Annotated in this window: 23 protein-coding genes; 10 read left to right on the forward strand and 13 right to left on the reverse strand. The window is 54.2% G+C overall.

Annotation, left to right across the window (positions count from 1 at the left end):
- Positions 1 to 363 precede the first annotated feature (363 nt).
- The 3 genes from ACYVRB_RS08650 to ACYVRB_RS08660 form a co-directional block, all read right to left on the reverse strand.
- Complete coding sequence (locus ACYVRB_RS08650) at positions 364 to 528, reverse strand: putative holin-like toxin (protein ID WP_461214794.1); 165 nt, start codon at positions 526 to 528, stop codon at positions 364 to 366.
- Positions 529 to 662: 134 nt separating this feature from the next.
- Entirely contained in the window at positions 663 to 791 is a 129-nt protein-coding gene (locus tag ACYVRB_RS08655; RefSeq protein ID WP_461214796.1) for a putative holin-like toxin, read from the reverse strand.
- A 342-nt stretch (positions 792 to 1,133) separates the two neighbouring features.
- Positions 1,134 to 1,511 carry a hypothetical protein gene (locus ACYVRB_RS08660; protein ID WP_461214798.1) on the reverse strand — a complete coding sequence of 126 codons (378 nt, stop codon included), beginning with the start codon at positions 1,509 to 1,511 and terminating at the stop codon, positions 1,134 to 1,136.
- Between the two features lie 164 nt (positions 1,512 to 1,675).
- On the opposite strand from ACYVRB_RS08660, the gene ACYVRB_RS08665 reads away from it, so the two are divergent.
- From ACYVRB_RS08665 to ACYVRB_RS08675, 3 genes are all read left to right on the forward strand, one after another.
- On the forward strand, positions 1,676 to 1,876 hold the full coding sequence (locus ACYVRB_RS08665) for a hypothetical protein (protein WP_461214800.1): 201 nt from the start codon (positions 1,676 to 1,678) through the stop codon (positions 1,874 to 1,876).
- A 134-nt stretch (positions 1,877 to 2,010) separates the two neighbouring features.
- Entirely contained in the window at positions 2,011 to 3,111 is a 1,101-nt protein-coding gene (locus ACYVRB_RS08670; protein ID WP_461214801.1) for a DUF6287 domain-containing protein, read from the forward strand.
- Between the two features lie 348 nt (positions 3,112 to 3,459).
- Complete coding sequence (locus ACYVRB_RS08675) at positions 3,460 to 4,338, forward strand: hypothetical protein (protein ID WP_461214803.1); 879 nt, start codon at positions 3,460 to 3,462, stop codon at positions 4,336 to 4,338.
- Between the two features lie 213 nt (positions 4,339 to 4,551).
- On the opposite strand, the gene ACYVRB_RS08680 is transcribed toward ACYVRB_RS08675, so the two are convergent.
- The 6 genes from ACYVRB_RS08680 to ACYVRB_RS08705 all read right to left on the reverse strand — a co-directional run bounded on the left by ACYVRB_RS08680 (position 4,552) and on the right by ACYVRB_RS08705 (position 9,110).
- On the reverse strand, positions 4,552 to 4,953 hold the full coding sequence (locus tag ACYVRB_RS08680; RefSeq protein WP_461214804.1) for a hypothetical protein: 402 nt from the start codon (positions 4,951 to 4,953) through the stop codon (positions 4,552 to 4,554).
- Between the two features lie 13 nt (positions 4,954 to 4,966).
- Positions 4,967 to 5,563 (reverse strand): hypothetical protein, encoded by a 597-nt coding sequence (locus tag ACYVRB_RS08685; protein WP_461214806.1) that lies wholly within the window; start codon positions 5,561 to 5,563, stop codon positions 4,967 to 4,969.
- A gap of 14 nt (positions 5,564 to 5,577) precedes the next feature.
- On the reverse strand, positions 5,578 to 6,009 hold the full coding sequence (locus ACYVRB_RS08690; protein ID WP_461214807.1) for a MarR family winged helix-turn-helix transcriptional regulator: 432 nt from the start codon (positions 6,007 to 6,009) through the stop codon (positions 5,578 to 5,580).
- On the reverse strand, positions 6,006 to 6,656 hold the full coding sequence (locus tag ACYVRB_RS08695; protein ID WP_461214809.1) for an NAD(P)-dependent oxidoreductase: 651 nt from the start codon (positions 6,654 to 6,656) through the stop codon (positions 6,006 to 6,008). The genes ACYVRB_RS08690 and ACYVRB_RS08695 overlap by 4 nt, the downstream gene beginning before the upstream one ends.
- A gap of 13 nt (positions 6,657 to 6,669) precedes the next feature.
- The gene (locus ACYVRB_RS08700) at positions 6,670 to 7,641 is read right to left on the reverse strand and encodes an amidohydrolase family protein (RefSeq protein ID WP_461214810.1); all 972 of its coding nucleotides are present in this window, start codon (positions 7,639 to 7,641) and stop codon (positions 6,670 to 6,672) included.
- A gap of 257 nt (positions 7,642 to 7,898) precedes the next feature.
- Positions 7,899 to 9,110 carry an RNA-guided endonuclease InsQ/TnpB family protein gene (locus ACYVRB_RS08705; protein WP_461214811.1) on the reverse strand — a complete coding sequence of 404 codons (1,212 nt, stop codon included), beginning with the start codon at positions 9,108 to 9,110 and terminating at the stop codon, positions 7,899 to 7,901.
- 1,090 nt (positions 9,111 to 10,200) lie between these two features.
- Between ACYVRB_RS08705 and ACYVRB_RS08710 the strand changes: the two genes are divergently transcribed.
- From ACYVRB_RS08710 to ACYVRB_RS08725, 4 genes are read left to right on the forward strand one after another with little or no spacing between them, the layout of a single operon-like run.
- Positions 10,201 to 11,073, forward strand: a complete 873-nt coding sequence (locus ACYVRB_RS08710; protein WP_461214812.1) for a hypothetical protein — start codon at positions 10,201 to 10,203, stop codon at positions 11,071 to 11,073.
- A 13-nt stretch (positions 11,074 to 11,086) separates the two neighbouring features.
- Positions 11,087 to 11,845: a hypothetical protein gene (locus ACYVRB_RS08715; protein WP_461214814.1), complete on the forward strand. Its 759-nt coding sequence runs from the start codon at positions 11,087 to 11,089 to the stop codon at positions 11,843 to 11,845.
- A gap of 3 nt (positions 11,846 to 11,848) precedes the next feature.
- Positions 11,849 to 12,607 (forward strand): hypothetical protein, encoded by a 759-nt coding sequence (locus ACYVRB_RS08720; protein ID WP_461214815.1) that lies wholly within the window; start codon positions 11,849 to 11,851, stop codon positions 12,605 to 12,607.
- Complete coding sequence (locus ACYVRB_RS08725; RefSeq protein ID WP_461214817.1) at positions 12,594 to 13,163, forward strand: hypothetical protein; 570 nt, start codon at positions 12,594 to 12,596, stop codon at positions 13,161 to 13,163. Before ACYVRB_RS08720 ends, ACYVRB_RS08725 begins: the two co-directional genes overlap by 14 nt.
- 127 nt (positions 13,164 to 13,290) lie before the next feature.
- Here the strand turns inward: ACYVRB_RS08725 and ACYVRB_RS08730 are convergent, their stop codons facing one another.
- Entirely contained in the window at positions 13,291 to 15,462 is a 2,172-nt protein-coding gene (locus tag ACYVRB_RS08730; protein ID WP_461214818.1) for a Tex family protein, read from the reverse strand.
- Positions 15,463 to 15,613: 151 nt separating this feature from the next.
- Here ACYVRB_RS08730 and ACYVRB_RS08735 point away from each other — a divergent pair, with 151 nt between their 5' ends.
- From ACYVRB_RS08735 to ACYVRB_RS08745, 3 genes are all read left to right on the forward strand, one after another.
- A complete protein-coding gene (locus ACYVRB_RS08735) occupies positions 15,614 to 17,008 on the forward strand; it encodes an FAD-binding oxidoreductase (protein ID WP_461214820.1) in 1,395 nt (464 codons plus the stop codon).
- 146 nt (positions 17,009 to 17,154) lie between these two features.
- Positions 17,155 to 17,703, forward strand: coding sequence for a biotin transporter BioY (locus tag ACYVRB_RS08740; protein ID WP_461214822.1), 549 nt, complete (start codon positions 17,155 to 17,157; stop codon positions 17,701 to 17,703).
- A gap of 14 nt (positions 17,704 to 17,717) precedes the next feature.
- Entirely contained in the window at positions 17,718 to 18,200 is a 483-nt protein-coding gene (locus ACYVRB_RS08745; protein WP_461214823.1) for a peptide-methionine (S)-S-oxide reductase, read from the forward strand.
- 1 nt (position 18,201) lies between these two features.
- Here ACYVRB_RS08745 and ACYVRB_RS08750 read toward each other — a convergent pair whose 3' ends face one another.
- The 3 genes from ACYVRB_RS08750 to ACYVRB_RS08760 all read right to left on the reverse strand — a co-directional run.
- Positions 18,202 to 18,963, reverse strand: a complete 762-nt coding sequence (locus ACYVRB_RS08750; protein WP_461214825.1) for a DUF6287 domain-containing protein — start codon at positions 18,961 to 18,963, stop codon at positions 18,202 to 18,204.
- Between the two features lie 326 nt (positions 18,964 to 19,289).
- A complete protein-coding gene (locus tag ACYVRB_RS08755; RefSeq protein WP_461214827.1) occupies positions 19,290 to 19,481 on the reverse strand; it encodes a hypothetical protein in 192 nt (63 codons plus the stop codon).
- Between the two features lie 209 nt (positions 19,482 to 19,690).
- On the reverse strand, positions 19,691 to 20,134 hold a 444-nt coding region (locus ACYVRB_RS08760), incomplete at its 5' end, for an RNA-guided endonuclease InsQ/TnpB family protein (protein WP_461214828.1).

The raw sequence follows: 20,134 nt of genomic DNA on the forward strand, positions 1-20,134 counted from the left end.
TTAGTACGTGAACCCCCTGGATTCGGCGATCCAGGGGGTTTTAGTTGGCGCGGGATTGGTGGGGATGGTATCATTGATGTCACTCCGCCAAGAAGGTTACCGACGATCTTTTCTGTTGTTTTCTGTTAGCATGATGATCTCGACCACTCGTCCAAGTAAGATAACAATCAGGCTCCCATATAATAGGAAGAAATATTACCGTCCAGTCCAGACAGTTATCCCCTTTGAACGCTATTGGCAACCATGATATAATGAGCACATAAAGAGCGGTGTGCGCTAACACACCGCTCCTGCAGGCCGTTTAAGGCGGCTGGCAGATTATTTCTTCAACTAAAGGTCGTCTCGGAAACCCTCGCCAAGAGTTTATCGACGATCTTTTTTGCTGTCTTCTGTTAGCATGATGATCTCGATCACTAGTCCGAGTATGGTAACAATTAAGCTACCAAACGCAATCACTAACATGATTGCATCAGCATGTTTTTTCTTCGGAGCGAGACGCAGTCGAACGGAAGCACCGGGAATCAACATGACTTTGAACGTAACTGATCATCATGATATAATAGATACAGAAAAGGCGCGGTGTGTGACCACCACGCCCGATGCAGACCGTTTAAGACGGCTGGCATTTATTGGACCAGAGAACCGTCGCTTCAGCCAAGAAGTTATCGACGGTTCTTTTTGTCGTCTTCAATCATTGCTTTCACGATAACAACCACTAGTTCGAGCAAGGCAACAATTAAGCTACCAAACGCGATCATCATCATGATTGCATCCGCAACGGGAATCAACAAGGCACCCCCTTTCACTTAGAGTTTGTGAATCACCCATAGGCGACCACCTCACAATGTGATTGGATTTGCCAACCGTCATCAACTTTCTGCTTCGTTATTTTACCATACAAGTTGGCACCAGTGTCATTAGTCAACAACATTTGGCTGAAATGTTGGCGTGGGTGGGATTCCCTGACACGTCGCAAATAAAGAACCACTGCATTACGTTTGCCAGACGGATCTCAAGCCAATTCGTCAGCAAGATAGATCAACGCGCTGTTATTAATAAACTTGTCAGCACGTTTGCCAGATACGACCAACGGCGGCCAAAGCGGTCGCCGTTTTTTGTCGATTCAGTTTGACTCACGCTGCCAGGCGATAATTGTCGAGCGCATCAAGCCAGCTACAAAGCAAATACGCCAGCACCGTCCATGCGATCGCGATACCATGCAACGTGATCGCTTGCATCGCCATCACCCAACCAATCATCGCGACGCCCACGATCAGCGCCGCCGTTGCCAAACCGAACCCAAGCTTGGTGCCAGCATTGATCCGGCGTTGCATTTTACCGCGGGACATCGCAATGGCAAGGCCGGTGTACAAGAGTCCGAAAATCAATAAGCCTGCGAGCATCGCGACTCGCTTGGCCCAGTTATCTGGACTGGTGACAAAGTCGCTCACCGCCAAGACACAAATCACGACCCCGCTGACGCCGAAGATGGCGATCAATGGTTTTTTCATCTTAGCCTCCTCCAAGATCCTGCTGACCACTCTGGCGATCCCCTCGCCACGTCCCCACTTTAGTATTACTTTAACCGGAAGTCGCGATCTCTGCAAGCGCTTTTTCTATTGATGTGTTAGGGTATAGCTGTCGAATCGTTTTCACCACGAAGGAGGCGCTCACCATGAACGAACCCCATCAGCAAAAATTGAAACTTGTCAGCATCGTCACCGCGCTGATCGGCGTGGTGTTTTGTACCGTCGGCGGCGCGACCATCGTCTCCGCCTTCAAACACGGGACCAACCTGATCTTCCCGGTGGCGGCTTTGGTCATCGGCTTTGCCTTGATCGAGCTGGCGACCAAGCGCAAGCCAGCCGAGTCGTGACGCACACGAAAACGGACGCCTCCCAGCAAGAGACGTCTATTTTTTTAACGATCAAGTCATGCACCGTTGACAATCAGGTGCGGCTTTGGCTATGGTTAAGCGGTACCAATTTAACGAGTTGAGGGAGGTAGGATATGAAAAAAATTATGGGTATCGCAACAATCGCATTGACAATCGGGTTGTTAGCCGCGTGTGGCCAACAACAGGCACCGGCCAAGTCGTCATCTTCGGTCAAGTCGAGCCAAGCCACGTCGGCGAAACCGAAGAAAGCCAAGAAGCCAACAACAACAATGGATTTTGCCGCCATCGGGCACGGGGATTATACCAGCATCGCCGGCAAGTGGGCGGCGGTCGGTAGCAAGAGCAAGAATTCCGGGTTCTCTCCTGAAGTGCAATCGCAGATGACCGCGACCAAACAGGCGCTGACCATCGGTGAGGTGCAGTTGGCGGGAAACAAGCTGACCACAGACGGCCACCAGCACCCACTGGCCTTCAAACAGACGCAAGGCACGTTGGTTGCGACGCTGGCAGACGCGGACCAAGTGGCAATCAACTGGGCGGTGACGTTTTATCCCAAGAACACGACAGACGAATTCCAGGCGATTACCGGTGAGTCTGGGAAGAATCAACATAACATGGTGGCATTGTGGACCAGCAACAACAACGTCACCATCGTCTACGGCCAAAACATGCCCGTCGCCAAAACCGCCACGACCAACAACAGTCACACGGCCGCAAGCAGCAGCGCGGTTTCCAGCAGCCAGGCTTCCAGTAGCCGTGTCGCCTCGAGTAGCAGTGCTTCTGCACCTCAGAAGCCGGCCACGACCGCGTCCTCTCTGAATATCAGTCAACTGACAGCCAATAATTTTGCCAGCCTGGTCGGCACCTGGAAAAATCCGACCACCGGCGATACCTGGGTCGTCACTGGACAGAAAGTAACGGCCCCAGCCGGCAGCAATTTTGATCCCAATGTCGGCGTCGTGGTCAGCGGCCATGACAGCAACGGCCAGCCGATGGTCATCACGGCCGGTTCGCACCTGACCCAATCCGGGACCCCAGTGGGCGGTTATGGCTACTTCATCTCCGGTCCAGGTTCGCCAATGGCGCCGCTAGCGATCTTGCCTAAAGGCGTCAAAGCGTCTGAAGCCGATGATTCTGACAGCAACAAGGACCGCTTGATCACCAGTGCCGGCCAATCAGGCTACGCGTCTGAGGCTTACTATCGCGAAAACTGAGCAAACAAAGAAGGTTCATCTAGGCAAAAGTCTAGGTGAACCTTTTTGGGCGATGTAATGTTTTGTTTCCCGCCAGGATCCTTCAAACTATCGCAATCTTTTTATCTTTTGCACGATGGCGTAATTTGGAATAATTTACACTGCGACTAGTATCGATTGATGTCTACACGAAAAAATACCGGCATCAGACACTGTCCATCGCTAACTAAGCCTGTATTTTCTCCAGAACATTTTCTTATTGATTCATCAATTATTGCGCAGTACACTCATTAATGGATATTTTATATTTTTATTAATAATTATCCAGTACCCGCTTTTGTGTACAGAATTCATTTTGGAGGGGTTTTTATGAAAAGATTTAAGGGGCTCATTGCACTTGGTTCCGTTTCGTTCGTGATGCTGTTTCTCGCCGCATGTGGCGGATCTTCAAGCACATCTACCGGCGCACAATCAAGTAATTGGTATGAAGCAAAACATATTGCATTCATCAAAGATGCAACTCAGGGCAAGCCCAAAGTTTGGTTTGTACTGCATAAAGATTTGGACGAGGGCTTGGCAAGCCTAAGCCGCACTGACGTTCCGGATGACATCATCGTAACGGAAAACGGTAAAGCGACTACATATGATGCTGTGTCAAAAGACTTTGGTGAACTCAGTAAAATGAGTGACAAACAGATTATCAAAGAAGCCAAGACTGACGAACGTAAAAGCTTCAATAAGTTTAAAAAGGAAGTAACGGGAGCCTCCATTGATGAGAACGATACCGATGAGAAGATTCAAAAGCAAGCCTGGGCTTCAGCAACATATCACGCGCCAAAGCCGCGAAAAATCAAGGCAATCGTAACTATGGATAAAACTGGGAATAAGGTTAGTAAAGAAGACATCACCTTTAATCAGATATCATATCTCGACAGTGCCACTGCTTCAATGAAGAAACAGATGCACGACTCTTCGTTACTTCAAACGGGATTTGCGTTTGAGGGGGTTTTCACCGGTACCGCAGGCTTGGACAACGTGATCTACAATAAGAGTTACATTGGGTTATTTTCGCAAACTCCCTATTCTCACGGTAAGGGTTCAAGTGTCAATTATCTTGTGACGGGTATCAACACAAAACAACTTAATAAATGGACAGCAAAAGACAAGAACGGTGAATATAAACACGGTGTTAACTTCACGCTAGACAAGCCCAACGGAAAAAACATCACTGACTCAGATGATGACTAAATCAATCATACATATGGACAGGATCTGAACTTAAGATGATTCTAGTCCAGACAAACAAGCGCCTATGCAACCGGTTCAAGAAATCGGGATGCATAGGCGCTTGTGTGTTTTGATTTTATACTTGGAAACGCGTCAGTGTGATTCATCCTCGTTTGGGCAAAAAAGCGCCCATCGTTTTGCGGATGTGCGCTTCATCTCTTTATTTCACTTAGTTCAGCGCCCTGCCAACGTGCCAAACAGCAACAAGTACCCGGCAAAATCGCCCCAGCGCTTGCGCTTGGTCGGGTCTTGTTGGCGATCGCCCAGCGCTGCGATCAGCCAATCCTGATCGTCGGCCGGTGCGACCAGGCGCCCGAGCGGTTGCAGGCACGCCATGAAATTGTTGTGTTGCTTGGAGCGGCTGGCGTCTGCGGCTTGGCGTTCTGCCGCCGTCATCACCACCCAGCGGTTGCGGGTGGCGACATAGTTGCTGGCGGCGGCCAACAGGTCTGACCACAACAGCATAAAGTCTTCGTCGTCTCGGTGGGTTTCTGGCGCCAGGCGCTGATAAATGGCCTCGGCTTCCGCCAAGCTCAACGCACCTGGGATCTGCGTGTACACCTTGTAATCAAACATGTTGCGCCTCCTGTTACGCCAGCGGCCACGGGGATGGCAACTGCGGAGCTAAACCGCGCCGGGCGCGGATCCAGTCGTCGCCGTACCACATCTCGGTTTTTTGCCGACCTGCGTCGTAATCCCAATAGTTGTCACATTCGAATTCGACCAGTCGCCCCTGCGGCCCCAAGCCGATCCACTCGTAACTGCCTTCGTGGACGACGTTGGCATACTTCGCCCAGACGATGGGGATGGTGACGGTGCGGCCTGCGTCGTCAACATAGTGTCGCTGTTGGCCGGCCAACAACCGCAGCTGCGTGAGCTGGGTGCGGTAATCTGGCGCGATGGCCTGCCACAGTTTTTCCGCGATGGCAAAGGCTTGTTTTTCCGTCGGCAGCGCACCGCTCAGCGATTGCGTCAACGCGTTGTACGAATACAAGAAGCCGTTGTCGTCGTAAAGCACCGTCACGTGTTCGCGGTTCAACGCTTCTTCCGGCAGGCTGGCCGGCTGATAGCGGCGCAGGTGCACCTGCTTGTTTTCGCGCGGCACCAACCGGTCATAGACGACTTGATAACCTTCCGGGATCACCAAGTCTGGATACGTTTTGTCGTTAATGGACAATGCTGGCATGTTCGCCCTGCTTTCTATTGTTCGAGTTGCGAGATCGCCCGTAGCGCCGCCAAAAAATCGGCTTCCGGCACCCGCCCGGCCAGCGCCTGATGCAGCGCGGCTTCTTGGGCATCCAGCGCGGCTTTGACCTGCGGATACAGCGTCTCGCCGGCGGCCGTCAGCCGCAAGATATACTTGCGCCCGTCGGTGGGTGACTTTTGCTTGTCGACCAGCCCCAACTTGGCCAGCTGCGCGATTTCGCGGTTGACGTTGCTTTGATGGAGGCTGTCCATGCGCACGAGCTGGTCTTGGGTGATGCCAGGATCGTCGTGCAGCTTCAAGATGAAGAAGAACTGGCTGCCGTTGACGCCCAGTGGCTTCAGCCGTTGTTCCAAGGCGCGCATGGTGATGTTGGCGGCGGTGTGGAGTTGCTTGGTGATCGTGTTGTCGTGCTTGTCTGCGATCATCGCGCCACCTCGGCGTCGACGACGGCAAACTGCTGGCGGATGTGTTGCGGATCCTTGATCTCTGCCATGATGGCCGCGGCAAAATTCGCCACCGACACCTCTGACTTGCCGTTTGCGCCGGTCATCAACTCACTGCCGCCCAGCTTATAGGCGGTCTTGGGACCGTCGGTGAATTCTGAAGACGGCGTGACCGCTGTCCATTGCACGTCGTCGACCCATTGCAGGAACGCGAGCTCGTGATTTTGTTGCACCATCCCTGCCAGCCACGGCTGATCGGCGTATTGCTTCTGCAAGTCCGCCAACAAGGTGTTGCCGTCTGGGGTGTGCAAGCTCGAGGCCCCGATGATGAAGATCAAGCGGGTGCGCGTGTCGCCGCGGAAAAAGCCGATCAGCTTGGTGGCCAGATCCAGGTGCGCGGTCGGGGTGGCGATCGACGCAAACGCATCGATCACGACGTCGAGGCCTGCCAGATCGGCTCGGGTCAAAGCCAGCGCGTCTTTTTCGACGATGGCCACAGCCGGCCCGAACAGATCTCTGGCCTTCAAGGCGTTGCGGACAAACGCCGTGACGTCATGCCCTTCTGCCAAAGCCGCTTTGGTGATGCCTTGGCCGATATGGCCGGTGGCGCCGATGATTCCAATTTGCATTGTATTCTCCTTTTTATAGCCCAAAGACAGTTTCGGCCGTCTTGTGGGCGATCGCTTCGCGTTGCGTGGCTGTCAGGTCGGCTTGTTCGAGGAACTGCCGAGTCGTTTTGCCGGCTTGCACATAAGGGAAGTCTTCAGACCACATGATGTGATCGGCCCCCACTTCGGTCAACGCCAGCTGCATCTGCGGCGCAGTGAACATGCCAGATGGTGACAGGTAGACCTGGCGCTTGTAGTAATCCGAAAACTTCAGCGGCAGCTTCGAAACAAACGGGCCGAAGCCGTCGAGCCGTTCCAAAAACATCGGCACGAACTCGCCCCAATGGCCGGTCGCCAGCTTGACATGCGGATATTTTTCCAACAAGCCGGCGGTGATCAGACGCATCACCTGGATGCCGGCTTCCATGTGCCAGCCCCACATCGCCCCGGCCATCATGGTCGCGGTGAAATCGGAATAGGCCTTGCTGGCGTAAAGCATCTGCTTTTGTTCATCAGAGATGATGCCCGGGTGCAGATACAGGGTCGTGTGCAGCTTGTCGGCTTGGGCAAAAATCGCCTCAAACTTCGGGTCATCGAGGAACTGCCCGTCGACGGTGCCGCTGATGATGGCGCCTTTCATGCCGAGCTTGGTGACCGCTCTGTCGAGTTCTTCGGCGGCCTTGTCCGGCACGTTGGCCGGCAAGGTTGCCAAGCCGGCGAAGCGGTCGGGATACTGGCTGATGTTTTCGGCCAGGGTCTCGTTTTGTGCACGCGCGCCGTCAACGGCGTATTGGTCTGGCAAGACCTGCGCGGAGTTGCCGGCGTCTGAGATCACCTGCATGTCGATGCCGTTGGCGTCCATGTAGGCGACCTTGCGGCTGAAGTCGACGAGATCCGGGCGCAGCTGGTCTTGGCGCGGGTTGTTGTTCTTCACTTTTGAATATTGGTTGAATTGGCTGATGTTAGCATCTGTGTCGTAATGTTCTTCGACGGTAATTAATTTCATGTGTTTTCCTCCGTGTGCTTGATTGCAAAAATGAGTATAGCACAAATAACTATGCGAGTGCATAGTTATGTTGAAATTTCTTTTTTACGCGTCGAAGCGCACGTTCAGATTTTGCTTGAAAGCGGTCAACTACCACCGAATAAATTCAGTGGCTTGCAGCTCGCGTGTCATTGACACAGTGGTCTAACACCTTCCAGGCTCCCACTTTATTGCGACCGCATCGTCGGGCAGTTGACAATGCCCGTCAATTATCAGGTTTACCTGACAACTTCTTTTGTAAAGCGTGGATGGTTGTTACCAGCCACGTACTGCTGACCCAGAGTCACTAAGTTCATTGCCGCAATCCGGTCGTCGTTACTATGGTAGCCACACGCGGCACAGCGATATTCATGGTGCTGGCGATCACGCTGGGTCTTATCAATTCGTCCACACTTTGCGCACCGCTGACTGGTATATCGAGCCGAAACCGTAATAACTTCGTGGCCTGCTAAGACCGCCTTGTAGTGAATATCTTGTTCCAGTTCGAAGAAGGCCCAAGAATGGAGTTCTCGTCGCGCTTGTGCTTGGCGTCTGGATTGTTGACGGACGCCTGTAAGGTCTTCGACAACAAATAACGTCTTAGGTGATGCCTTTGAGACGAGTGTCTTTGACAAGCAATGATTGACATCGCTCATCCAGCGGTTCTCTCGTCCCGAAAGTCGGCCTAGGCGCCGTTTAGCAGATTTTGTGTGCTTGCGTTGCAGTTGTTGGCGAAGGCGGTCGTACTTGGCCCGCTTGTTCGCAATTGCCTTGCCAGAAACAAAGTTGCTTTTCCCAGCAGAATCATGGGTGACCAGCACAAAGCGTAAGCCACGATCGATGCCAACTATGTCTTGAAACTGCTGGCGGTCAATATCAGGGAGTTCCTTGATGGCCGAAATATGCAAGAAATAATGGCCGCCAGTGCGAACCACAGTCGCTGCACCAAGTTGCCAGTCAGCGGTTAAATATTGTTCAAATCCTTGCACATGCGGAGTGACACGCACGCGTTTGGTTAAGGTATTGAGCGACAAGCGACCGTCTTTCAACCACGACCAGTCTCGGTTGCGCACTAACTTTAATTGTGGTTTACGATACTGTAACGGCTGTCGCAACCAAGTAAGGTCTCGTGGGCATCGCGTCCACTGGCCTGTATAACGATCCCGGAAAGCATACGGTTCATCTTTCATCTGGGTTTGTACTGTCTTGTAGTTGCCAACAACGTGCCGGATAGCAGACTGTGCCATCTGAGCTTTTAACCCAAGCTTTGCGCGCAATTGACGATACAGTGCCTCATGCAGGGCATATTGATCAAGGACAAATTCGTGGTCGAAGACGTACTGCGACACTAGTTGGCAGCCCAACGCAAACTGGTTCATCGTTTCTTGTAACAACAGCGCATCCTCTGCAGTGAGTGTCATGCGCAACTTTAGGGTGGCGGCTTGTTTCATGGCTATCCCTCCACAGAAATTATATCAAACATACGTTCCTGTGTAAAGACACCAAACTAACAAGGGAGAAACAGGTACAGGACGGCATTCCTCCCCTAATTAAAATCAGGGGTTTTCTGCTAAAACACTATCAATGAATGCCTTGATCTCAAGCAGATGGGCTTTTATGATACGCCAAGTTGGCGACGTTGTTAACCAAAAATGTTTTTAGACGCACCAAAGCCACGGTACGGGATCCGTATCGTGGCTGGTTTTTATGGGTAACTCAAATAAGCTGTTTTGAGTTCAAATTTTTGCCTAGGTGAGTTTCGGAGGAAACGCGCACTTAAAGAAGCATCCTGGTGTAGTCAATTTTGACAGGTGTCCTGTCAAAATCGACCGTGGCTGTCTGCAACTGTCAGTGGGCGAGCCTCCTTTGCTCTGAGATAGTCGAGCTACGGGACGCAACGCGGGTGCGGCTAGCTACGCCATCACCCTCGGGGCAAAACCCGCCCCAATGGTGATGGCTAGGCTACCCGACCCGCTAAATGCGCGTCCCTTCGCTCTGTTTCCTAGTCGAGCTTTCCAGCGCAATGCGCTAGGCCTAACGGCACTTTTGTCGCGGTGGCATTGCCACCACAACAAAAGTACGCGTTACGCTACGCGCAAAGTGCACGCTGGAAAGCTCTGTGTACCTGAATGCGCCGCGACGCCGCCGGTCTTGACCTTTGACCCCTCTAAATCCTACATTTGCTTTGCAACGCGTTTCGGATTACGACGCTTAGACAGCTTCACTTGTCACCAAGTGGTTGTGCATCCATTCATACCGAAATTGGCTGTAGCCTTGTATCCAGCCGTCAAGTATACCGGTATCATCTGATATTGGAGATCCAGCCTCCTAGGATCAGGAAACTGTGGACGGTCTCACTGGTGTGCTGGGGAAACAAAAGACATGCGGGGAGCCGGCTAACACATGCCTTTTCCCAACTCCTGATGCCATTATCTCATGGGTTGTAAGCGGTGGCAAATATTTTGCCTTCCAAAATGAAAAGCGTAAAAGTTGCGAATTTTCACAACCGCTTCCATACTATGAAATAAGGAGGTGAAGCCAATGGTAGCAGTTCACTTTAACGGAATCACTGTCGGCGCAATGAGAACGATCTTCATCATGCCCAATGACGAGTTGGAAAGTCACCGCACGATTCTGATTGGCGTCTCAGATTATTTTACAGCAGGGAAAGTGAAACACCGCGTGCAATTACCTTGGCAACCGATGACAATTTTCGCTGAATTTGATGAAGACTTCATCAAACATTCGGTGAACTTTACTGGCTATGCTGATCGTATTGGGTTGGATGCTGAGGTCATCTCAGTGCACCTTCTGCGCCACAGTACAGACGATCGCCGTGTTCGTCAACTACAACGCGATACGCACGACCGGATCAGCTTCCTGATCACCAAAGGCTTCGCCCGATTAGTCCCTACCATTTGGAAAGCCAGCGCGAGCAAGATCCGCCGCCTATTATTAAGCTATCGTCGTAACGACATCACAGTTGACCGGTTGATTCGTCGTTTATCCCCACTTCTCTCCAACAGTGGTGAATCACAACAGGCCGCTTTTGCTAAGATCATCGCCCAATGCTGGCAGATCGCCCGTGACAGTGAGCGCCAACTCGCCAAGCTTACCCAACAAGCCTTTATGATCACCCACGCTCGCAGAGTGGGCAATAGTATGTACATTCTAGAAAAATATAAAGTGCTCAAACCCCTCAACCTGCCGGACAACGATCCTAAAAAAGCAGGCGATCCAGCTTATCAATACCAGTTGTATCAACAATTTTTGACGACCCAGCGTGTGCTCACCGATGCGCACCTGCCGTTATACGAAGCGTCTTTGCAGGCAGAATTTGAGCGTCTGAACAAACCTTACTGGCGGCCTGAAGATCTGCACACCTATGACCCGCTCGGCGTCTTGCCGACATGAAAGGATTGAGAACATGGAAATTCAAGCAAGAATGACCGGCCGTTGGATCGACGTCGACACGTACGTCACCGTCGGCAATACCGGCAAGGTGACCTCAAGCATCGACGCCGGACTTTTTGAAGTCATCGACTTTTTCCCCATAGGAGAACTCAGTTACCTGGAAAACATCGATTTTCAGCATGCCATCGTCGATTTCGGCGAACTGGTGAACCAAGGCCTCAAGCTCGGCGACGAGATCACGTTTACCGGCACCATCGAAGGCGATTACGTCACCAGCCGCGATAATCTCGACCAACATCGCAAACTGATCAAAAACGCCACCTTGAAACTGGCAAGTGTCATCAACACCTGGGGCAAACACAACCTCAAAGGTAATCAATTGATCGCTTATGATGAGCTCACCGACAGGCTGGTCAAAGGTGAACTTTACCTGTCCAGTTGGCGTGCTAGCCTGCAACTTTTGTTATTCGGCGACCGCGAGCCTTCCCAGAAGTTTCTCAAATTTCAGACTAAGATCCAGCCGCTGGAACAAGACCTCGTCTCTAGTGTCGCCCAGGCCGCAGAATACACGCTGATCTTCAGCAAGGTCGTCAGCAGCGCCTATCAGACCACGACCCCTGCCAGCAAAATCACCGACCCCAATGACGTCCCGATCTATCGCGAAGTCTTGATCGCAGGCGTCCCCATGCGCGAAAACTATAAGCAAGAATGGCACAAGTATCGCGAAGAAGCTAAAGCCTACCATCAACAACAAGCAAAACAGAAGGATTAAGCCATGGTGATCAAAGCCCAAGTGATCGGAAAAATCATCGACGTTGACGCATACGTCTTGGTGCGCGACCGCGTCGACACAGCGACGCAACGCGACGGGGCCCTGGTCGCGCTCACCAGCTTCGTCATCGCCGACAACCACAGCGACTTCATCGTCGACGCCTTCGAATACGCGTTCATCGACTTCAAAGATCTGGTCGACTACGACTGGCAGCCAGACGACTTCCTCGTCATCATTGGCAACGTCACCCCACTACACTTGATGCCGCACTACCGCTTGATCCAGACGCGCAAACTGATCGCCCGGGAGGTCAAGTCGATGACCCGCATTGCCGAGAATTGGGGCCGGCGTAAGTACAAGCGCTGGCAACAAGAACGCTTTGCGGAACAGACAGCGGCATTCAGGCGCGGCGAGATCAATGCAAACACCTGGATGCAAAACCAGCAAGCCCTGGCACCGACCAACGTCCAGATGCGACGCAAGCTTGCGATCATGCAAGCCAGGTTGCAAGAAAATGTCACGCGCCTAGATGCGATCATCGACGCGGCCTTACAACCCGCGGTCGTTTTCACCAAGGCCACCGCCATTCACGCCACAGAAGCGGACGCGCCGCTCGAAGCCCAAGTGAACGCCGCGAGATTCCTGAACCTGTTCAGGCACTCGCTGCGCAAAGTCGCCCCGGCCCGCGAACAGTTTGTGGCGGACTGGTGGCGCTATCGCGATCTGTTCCGCGCCACGAGAAAGTGTGATGCCGATGATTGATCTGCGCCTGCATTGGCTGGATGTCACGACCTGTGTCCAACTCACAGCTACCGGGAAACCATCCCAACCGGTGGGCGGCGGTTGGTTTGACGTCCGAGAGAATCCGCTGCCCGCCTTCGTGGCCTTGCCAGACCTCGCCCGCCTCGGCGGCAACATCGGTGACGACTTCGCTGTCACCGGGACGACCACAACCGGGTATCTCGCCTCAACCCAAGCCCGCGACGTTTTCGTCCGGCAACAGGCCGCCACCATGTTTGCCCTCGTGACACTTGCCAACGCCTGGAGCCTGCACCACCTGCCGCCAAGCAAACAAGCCACCTTCAACGACTTGACCCGCCGCTTCGTGTTGGGCGCGATGCCCGGTGACGCGTGGCTGGCCAGCCAACAGGCATTGTTGTTCGCCGAGCGCACCCCGTCTGTACCCTTTGCGCACTTTCAAGCCCAGCTACAAGCAACGTTGGGGACGCTAGACACGGCGCTGGCGCAGGTCGCAACCAAGGCGCTGATCGTCGTCCCCAGACATGTGCAAAGCTATCAAAACAGCCAGATGCCGTGAGCATCTGGCTGTTTTCGTCGCTACAAGCGACTGGATCCGCAGAGTTCGCCAACCCCATTTGGACAATAACGCAAAAAGCCCGCCAGTCTCAGCTTTTGAGATCAACGGACCCAAACCGTCTAAATCATCACTTCGGTGCCACCATCGCCAGCTGGATCCGTTCGCGCTTCAAGTCCACCGAATCGATCCACACCGTCACGATGTCGCCGACTGCCACGACTTTCTTGGGATCGCGGACATATTTGGCGGCCATCTTCGACACATGCACGAGCCCGTCGTGTTTGACGCCGATATCGACAAACGCCCCGAAGTCCACGACGTTGCGCACGGTGCCTTCAAGCTTCATCCCCGGCACGAGGTCTGCCATCGTCAACACGTCTTTGCGCAACAGCGGCGCTTGCATGTTGTCGCGCAGATCGCGGCCTGGATTTTGCAGGCTGGCGACGATGTCTTGCAACGTCTGTTCACCGACGCCGGTGTCGAGCAGCGGCCGCAAGTCGACGCGCAACAGCTTATCTTTGGCGGCGTCGGTGCCGATCGCCGCTTGGGACACGTGAGCGGCGGCGAGCACTTTTCTGGCGACCGGATAGCTTTCCGGATGGATATCGGTGTTGTCCAGCGCGTTCTTGCCGTCTGGGATGCGCAAGAAGCCGACAGACTGCTCGAACGCCTTGGGGCCGAGGCGTGGGACTTTTTTCAATTCCGCGCGGCTATGGTAGGCGCCGTGTTCGTCGCGGTAAGCCACGATGTTGGTGGCGATCGTCTTAGACAAGCCAGAGATCCGCGTCAACAGCGGCACGCTGGCGGTGTTGAGGTTGACGCCCACGCGGTTGACGGCGCGTTCGACCACCGCGTCGACTTCGCCGGCGAGGTCTTTGGCCGGCAGGTCGTGTTGGTACTGACCAACGCCGACTGCCTCAGGATCGATCTTGACCAGCTCGGCCAAGGGATCTTGCAGGCGCCGGGCGATGCTGATGGCGCTGCGCTGTTCGACGTGCAGGTCCGGGAACTCATCGCGCGCGGCCTGGCTGGCAGAATACACAGAAGCGCCGGCTTCGTTGACGATGACGTAAAAAACATCCCGGTCCAGCTGACGCAAGGTCTCCGCCACGAACTGTTCCGATTCACGACTCGCTGTGCCGTTGCCGATCGCGATCATTTCGACGTGGTATTTCTCCAGGATCGCCGTCAGCTCACCGGCCGCCGCATTGCGCTTGGCTTCTGACGCCGGTTTGTGCGGGTAGATCACGGCTTTGTCCAGGAACTTGCCGTTGGCATCCACCACTGCCAGCTTGCAGCCAGTGCGGTAGGCCGGGTCAAAGCCCAAGACCACCTTGCCTTTGATCGGCGCCTGCATCAACAAGTTGTAGAGGTTTTGCCCGAAGACCTTGATCGACTTGGCCGCCGCGTCTTCCGTCAAAGCGTTGCGGACCTCGCGTTCGATGGCCGGGCCAACGAAGCGCTTGTACGCGTCTTGATAGGCGTCTTCGATGAACGCCGTGGCCGCGGTCTCTGGGTGTTTGCCGATCAGGCGGAAGTGGAGGAAGGTCATCACAGGATCCAGATCGACTTTGACCTTCACCGTCAAGATTTTTTCTTTTTCCCCGCGGTTGAGTGCCAGCGTCCGCGTGGCTGTCAGCTTATTGATGGCCTCTTGGAAGTCGTAATACTGCTGGTAGACGCCCTTTTCATCCATTTCCTTGCCTTTGGGCTTCACCGTTGCGACGATCTTGCCGGTGCGCTGGGTATAGCCGCGCACCCAGTTGCGAATGGTCGCAACTTCACTGAAAGTCTCCGCGAGGATCTCGTGGGCCCCGTCCAGCACGTCTTGCGTGGTCCGCAATTCCTTGGCCGGATTCACGTACTTTTTGGCCATCGCCTGCAGGCTGCCGCTCGGGAAGGTCAACAGCCACTTGGCCAGCGGCTCTAACCCTCGGCTACGCGCCACTTGGGCCTTGGTTTGGCGCTTCTGCTTATATGGCAGATACAGGTCTTCGACGTCTTGTAACTTAGTGGCGGCTTTGATATGTTGGCGGAGCTTTGGCGTCAGCTTGCCCAGTTCGTCGATGCTTTTGATCACCGCGTCTTGGCGGTCTTGCAAGGCGGTGACGCGCTTGTAGGCCTGCTCGATGTCTTGAATCTGCACCTCATCCAGGCTGCCGGTCATTTCCTTACGGTAGCGGGCGATGAACGGCACCGTGTTGCCGTCGTCCATCAGGTTTAAGACGGTAGTGATCTGGTGGTTGGAGATCGCGCTTAAGTCGCGTTGCATGAGTTGAACAGTATGTGCTTCGATCAATGGTCAATCCTCGCAATTCTATGATAGTTAAGTTAACCTTACCACGAGTTGGCGGTTCGGCCTAATAAAGGGACCGACAAAAACGCTAACCCCTGGCGTCTTGATAGTGGTAGGGTAATTCTGTAAACAGTTACCGAAAGGAAGTCTTCCCATGACAGTTTTTTCTGCATTTTCCAATGACGAGATTTTTGCCGACCTCAAAGCCAACGTGCCAGATGGTCGCGTTTTGACCGACCCGGAGACCCTGAAAAAGCAATCCTTCTCGCCGCGCTTGACCGATGACGATTCTGGCCTGGCGCTGGCGTTCATTGACGCCCACAGCACCGCCGACATTCAAGGCGTCCTCAAGATCGCCCGCAAGTATCACATCCCCGTCGTCAGCCAGAATCGGTTCACCAGCACCGTGATCGGCGCCGATGGCATCGCCGGCAGCTTCATTCTATCCACCGCCGGCATGAACCAGATCAAAGAGATCAGCAAGGCCGACTCGCTGGCCGTGGTCGAACCCGGCGTCATCAACGGCGACCTCGACAAGGAAGCGCGGAAACAAGGCATGTTCTACGCCCCAGATCCTGGCTCCAAGCCGATTTCCGGCATCGGCGGCAACGTCGCGACCAACGCCGGCGGGATGAGTACCGTCAAATACGGCGCGACCAAAGACAACGTGCTCGGGCTCAAGGTGGTCTTAGCAGACGGCCGCGAAATCAAAGTCGGCGGCCGCACGCTCAAGCAGGCCTTCGGGTATGACCTCACCCAACTGTTTGTCGGGTCAGAAGGGACGCTTGGCATCATCACCGAAGTCACCGTCAAGCTGATGCCGATCCCGCTGGGCACGCCAGTCATGGGCATGGCCTTTTTCGATAACATGACCGCCTTAGCGCAAGCTGTCGCCGAGATCCGGATTTCCGGCGTCTACCCAACAATGCTGGAAGCGCTGGACCATCCGACCATCGAAGCCATCGATAAGTACGACGGCACCGACTACAGCAAGGAATCCGGCGCGATGTTGATCTTCAAGATCGACAACGGCACCAAACAAGCCATGGACGTGCTCAACGACTTGTTGACCAAACACGGTGCCTCAGACATCACCGTCACCGAAAAGCCCGAGGAACAAGCCAAGCTGGAAAAACTCCGCCGCGACATGTTACCGGCGATCTTCACCGGCCAGAATCACATCATGGAAGACATGGCGATGCCGCTGTCACAGCTGGCGCCGATGATGGACTACATCAAACAAGTCGGCCAAGACCTCGACTTGAAGATCTACACCGCCGGCCACGCCGGCGACGGCAACGTCCACCCGTCCATCGTCTGGCCGCTTGACGAAGAAGGCGTCCCGGCCAAGGTCAGCCAGGCGCTGTCGTTGATGTTCAAAAAGACGCTGGAACTTGGCGGCACCATCTCCGGCGAACACGCCGTGGGGATGCTGAAGAACCAGTGGAACAACGCCGAGCTCGGCGAAGACGTCGACGTCCTTCAACACCAGATCAAGGCGCTGTTTGACCCGATGAACCTATTGAACCCGAAGCGCAAGATCAACTAAACATGACAAAACTAGGCCCGCTGGTGAGGTTATCTCCCACCAACGGGCCTATTTTTTTGCGCGAAGCTGTTTGTAACCCATGATTGACATCACGGGTTACCAGCTCTATACTCGCCTTATCAATTCACTCAGATGGAGGCAGACTCATGCACACAAAACACTTGACCCAGGTCGCCTTGATGGTGGCGATCATGATCGTCTTAGGCTTCTTCCCGGCGATTCCGCTAGGCTTCATTCCGGTCCCCTTGACGCTTCAGGCGTTAGGGATCTTCTTGGCCGGCCTCTTGTTCGGCGCCAAGCGCGGCACGTTGGCCGTCTTGATCTTTCTGGCCTTGGTGGCGTTAGGGCTACCGTTCTTGGCAGGCGGCCGCGGCGGGCTCTCGGTATTCGTCGGGCCCACCTGCGGGTATCTGGCCGGGTACGTCCTGGCCCCGGCGGCGATGGCGCTTTCGTTGCGGCTCTGCCATGCGCGTGCTCACTGGTGGCAGGAGCTACTGGTGGCCTTGATCGCCGGTGTCTGCCTAATCGACTTCTGCGGCGCCATGGGCTTGGTCGTGCAAAGCCACCTCTCTGTCGGCGCGGCGCTGGCGGCACAGATCGCCTTCTTGCCTGGAGACATGATCAAGGCGGTGTTGGCCGTGGTCTTGGCGCGGCAGTTGGAAAGCCACCGGCAACTAGCGCCGTTGTTTGAATGAGCGAGGCATCTATTATGCGTGAACTAGAAACGATCTACTTTGCCGGCGGGTGCTTGTGGGGTGTGCAAGCCTACATCAAGACGCTGCCCGGCGTTGTCGCCACCGAAGCCGGCCGCGCAAACGGCGCCACGAACACACTCGCTGGTGCCTACGACGGCTACGCGGAATGTGTCAAAACCACATTCGACCCCGCTGACGTCTCGGTCGCCCGGCTGATGGAATATTTTTTTGAAGCCATCGACCCTTATAGCGTCAACCAACAAGGCATCGATGTGGGCCGGAAATATCGCACAGGCGTCTACAGTCTCGCCGCCACGCACCTACAAGCCGCGCAAGCCTTCATCGACGCGAGAAGCGACCGCGACCGAGTCGTGGTCGAGGTGCTACCGCTGGCCAACTATGTCAAAAGTGCCCCGGAACATCAGGATCACCTGGATCGGTTTCCAGATGATTACTGCCATATTCCGCAGGCACAGCTACATAAGTATCGGCGGTAATTTATTGTCGCTCAAACACCTGGACAAAGTCATTGTTGCTCTCACGCGCAACCACATGCTCGCGGCTGGCATCAAGATTAGCCGCGTACTTAGGATCATCCACAATGGTTGCCACAGACGTCCCTTTCGGATAAAACCAGATCGTCCACGCGATCGCCCCGACATTTCCATCCGCGGTTAAGCCGCCGCTTCGTTGCTGAAATGTCATCTTCCCAGTTTGGCCGTTCGAGGTGATGATGCCTGCTTTCATCGTCATGTCAACAGTACTGATCGAATTTGCAGTGACGGTCAGCGGCCCCGGGGTTTTGATATCGCCATAGCGAACGCCGTTGCCATCTTGGTAGTTGGCGGCTTCCGCAACTTCTCGCCAGTTTCCGACCAAGCTGCTGTAATCGCCGGCTTGGATCGCGCTGAACTGCATGGTCGCCGATTGGGCAGGCGCTGAGCTGGATGCTGCTGAACGACTCGTACTCGTGTTAGTCGTTTGCTTAACCGTCGCGGCACGCGTTGCCGGTTGCGACGATTGGGTCGACGACGCTTGCGAAGCAGATGCGCGACTCGACGATTGGTTCGATTTCGCTGATGAAGATTCGCGCTTCGATGACTTATCGACCGGCAACAACGGCTTGGTTTTGTGCGACGAATGCGATGACGTCGTCGAGCTGGCCTTGGTGCTCGACTTAGACGTCTGACCACAACCCGCCGCGCCCCCAAGCGCAAGCAGGCAGACCCCGATGGTTAACCCCAACCTCATTTTTGTCATGGCTTTTCCTCCTGTTGTCTCATTTTACCGCGAGCATTGGGACCTGGCTAGCGTTAAATGTAAACGCTATCTAGAAAAAGCCACAGAAAAATCCTGCCCCATTTCTGGCTCTCCGGGGAATGGGATAGGTGAAATTTTAAAATCGGCGCAGAATCGACGTGAAAGCCGGCCAAAGCCTATGCTGGACCCCATGGTGAAGTCCGCGATTCTGTGCAACGTAAAGCTTGCCAGCATCCACCGCACCCAAAAAGTCGCTCCCTTCATAAACAGTTGGCACCGCTGTTTAAGTGAGTGAGCGAGGTAGATATCAACTGCGTGAAAAATCGCTAGAAACGATCTACTTTGCCGGTGCCTACGACGAGTACGCGGAATGTGACAAAACCACATTCGACGCCGCGCAAGCCTTCATCGCCACCAGAGCTGACCGCGACCAGATCGCGGTGGACGTACTTCCGCTTGCCAACTATGTCAAAAGTGCCCTGGAGCATCAGGATCGATTTCCAGATGATTACTGCCATATTCCGCAGACACAGTTAACCAAGTATCGGCGGCAATTAGAGTCAACCACCCCTGAATCAATTCAGGGGCTTGCGGGGACAGAAGCCGAATCACTTCCTTGCCACAATTTCCGCAGATAGAGTCTGCGCGCTGACCAAGCGGCCAGTGTAGGCAAACCAATTCCTGCAGCTTTAATGTCCCCAGGTTGCCATAGGGACTTGGTGCATGATTACGCAATTGCGGCGAGACCCTTAGTCAGAATATTCTGGGCAGCGTTCCAGTCACGCATGTGGTGTTGGCCGCATTGTGGGCAGTGCCATTCTCGTTGGGCTAGCGTCAGTTTGTTGGTGCTTGCCGTTCCCATCACGAATCCGCAGGCGTGGCAAGTCTGCGTCGTGTTTTTGGGGTTAACGGTGATGAACTGCTTGTGATGCAATTGTGCTTTATACGCCAGCATCGTCAGAAATTGCCGCCAGCCAACGTCACTAATGCTCATGGCTAACGCATGATTTTTTAAGAGATTCTTGCTGCGCAGTTCTTCAGCAGCGACCAAGTCGTGGTTCTTGACGAGTGTCGTGCTGAGCTGATGTAAGAAGCTTTTGCGTTGGTTAGCCACGCGCTGATGGATCTGGGCCACCAGCAGGCGCTGTTTTTGGTAATTTTTAGCTTGAGA

The sequence above is a fragment of the Lacticaseibacillus boliensis genome (assembly GCF_054784775.1).

Excerpts from the sequence above, each read along its gene's own strand:
- ACYVRB_RS08650 (WP_461214794.1), bottom strand. The coding sequence starts at position 528 with ATGTTGATTCCCGGTGCTTCCGTTCGACTGCGTCTCGCTCCGAAGAAA.
- ACYVRB_RS08660 (WP_461214798.1), bottom strand. The coding sequence starts at position 1,511 with ATGAAAAAACCATTGATCGCCATCTTCGGCGTCAGCGGGGTCGTGATT.
- ACYVRB_RS08665 (WP_461214800.1), top strand. The coding sequence starts at position 1,676 with ATGAACGAACCCCATCAGCAAAAATTGAAACTTGTCAGCATCGTCACC.
- ACYVRB_RS08670 (WP_461214801.1), top strand. The coding sequence starts at position 2,011 with ATGAAAAAAATTATGGGTATCGCAACAATCGCATTGACAATCGGGTTG.
- ACYVRB_RS08675 (WP_461214803.1), top strand. The coding sequence starts at position 3,460 with ATGAAAAGATTTAAGGGGCTCATTGCACTTGGTTCCGTTTCGTTCGTG.
- ACYVRB_RS08680 (WP_461214804.1), bottom strand. The coding sequence starts at position 4,953 with ATGTTTGATTACAAGGTGTACACGCAGATCCCAGGTGCGTTGAGCTTG.
- ACYVRB_RS08685 (WP_461214806.1), bottom strand. The coding sequence starts at position 5,563 with ATGCCAGCATTGTCCATTAACGACAAAACGTATCCAGACTTGGTGATC.
- ACYVRB_RS08690 (WP_461214807.1), bottom strand. The coding sequence starts at position 6,009 with ATGATCGCAGACAAGCACGACAACACGATCACCAAGCAACTCCACACC.
- ACYVRB_RS08695 (WP_461214809.1), bottom strand. The coding sequence starts at position 6,656 with ATGCAAATTGGAATCATCGGCGCCACCGGCCATATCGGCCAAGGCATC.
- ACYVRB_RS08700 (WP_461214810.1), bottom strand. The coding sequence starts at position 7,641 with ATGAAATTAATTACCGTCGAAGAACATTACGACACAGATGCTAACATC.
- ACYVRB_RS08705 (WP_461214811.1), bottom strand. The coding sequence starts at position 9,110 with ATGAAACAAGCCGCCACCCTAAAGTTGCGCATGACACTCACTGCAGAG.
- ACYVRB_RS08710 (WP_461214812.1), top strand. The coding sequence starts at position 10,201 with ATGGTAGCAGTTCACTTTAACGGAATCACTGTCGGCGCAATGAGAACG.
- ACYVRB_RS08715 (WP_461214814.1), top strand. The coding sequence starts at position 11,087 with ATGGAAATTCAAGCAAGAATGACCGGCCGTTGGATCGACGTCGACACG.
- ACYVRB_RS08720 (WP_461214815.1), top strand. The coding sequence starts at position 11,849 with ATGGTGATCAAAGCCCAAGTGATCGGAAAAATCATCGACGTTGACGCA.
- ACYVRB_RS08725 (WP_461214817.1), top strand. The coding sequence starts at position 12,594 with ATGCCGATGATTGATCTGCGCCTGCATTGGCTGGATGTCACGACCTGT.
- ACYVRB_RS08735 (WP_461214820.1), top strand. The coding sequence starts at position 15,614 with ATGACAGTTTTTTCTGCATTTTCCAATGACGAGATTTTTGCCGACCTC.
- ACYVRB_RS08740 (WP_461214822.1), top strand. The coding sequence starts at position 17,155 with ATGCACACAAAACACTTGACCCAGGTCGCCTTGATGGTGGCGATCATG.
- ACYVRB_RS08745 (WP_461214823.1), top strand. The coding sequence starts at position 17,718 with ATGCGTGAACTAGAAACGATCTACTTTGCCGGCGGGTGCTTGTGGGGT.
- ACYVRB_RS08750 (WP_461214825.1), bottom strand. The coding sequence starts at position 18,963 with ATGACAAAAATGAGGTTGGGGTTAACCATCGGGGTCTGCCTGCTTGCG.
- ACYVRB_RS08755 (WP_461214827.1), bottom strand. The coding sequence starts at position 19,481 with ATGGCAGTAATCATCTGGAAATCGATCCTGATGCTCCAGGGCACTTTT.